Source organism: Erythrobacter sp. HI0063 (assembly GCF_001635685.1).
Taxonomy (GTDB): domain Bacteria; phylum Pseudomonadota; class Alphaproteobacteria; order Sphingomonadales; family Sphingomonadaceae; genus Qipengyuania.
In genome coordinates, this window is the sequence record NZ_LWFF01000124.1 from 1 (window position 1) to 824 (window position 824).

General features: G+C 53.2%; 1 rRNA gene. It reads right to left on the bottom strand.

Annotated features, from left to right (window positions below):
- A 16S ribosomal RNA gene (locus A3736_RS05300) occupies nucleotides 1-597 on the bottom strand; the annotation flags it as partial.
- Nucleotides 598-824 lie beyond the last annotated feature (227 nt).

Consider the following 824-nt stretch of genomic DNA (forward strand, 5'->3'; position numbering starts at 1 on the left):
CTAGCCATCCAGTTTCAAGGGCAGTTCCGGGGTTGAGCCCCGGGATTTCACCCCTGACTTGAAAAGCCGCCTACGTGCGCTTTACGCCCAGTAATTCCGAACAACGCTAGCTCCCTCCGTATTACCGCGGCTGCTGGCACGGAGTTAGCCGGAGCTTATTCTCCAGGTACTGTCATTATCATCCCTGGTAAAAGAGCTTTACAACCCTAAGGCCTTCATCACTCACGCGGCATTGCTGGATCAGGCTTTCGCCCATTGTCCAATATTCCCCACTGCTGCCTCCCGTAGGAGTCTGGGCCGTGTCTCAGTCCCAGTGTGGCTGATCATCCTCTCAGACCAGCTATGGATCGTCGACTTGGTAGGCCATTACCCCACCAACTATCTAATCCAACGCGGGCCCATCCAAAGGCGATAAATCTTTGGTCCGAAGACATTATCCGGTATTAGCAGTCATTTCTAACTGTTATTCCGAACCTAAGGGCAGGTTCCCACGCGTTACGCACCCGTGCGCCACTAGACCCGAAGGTCTCGTTCGACTTGCATGTGTTAGGCATGCCGCCAGCGTTCGTTCTGAGCCAGGATCAAACTCTCAAGTTTGTGTCACTTACCTGTAAGGTACGGCGGTTAAGCCGCTAACCGAACAAGCAAGAGCTTCAAGGAGCCGATACCTGCACTGTCAAACGTAATGGATACGAATGAACATGCATCATCACATCCAATGCGTGGAGCACTGGAAGGATGTGGCAATCGGCTTGGTTACTGGTATCCGGAGCCTTAAAATCCCCGGACCAGGCGCCGTCGCCCACATGTCCCTTCATCAAAAA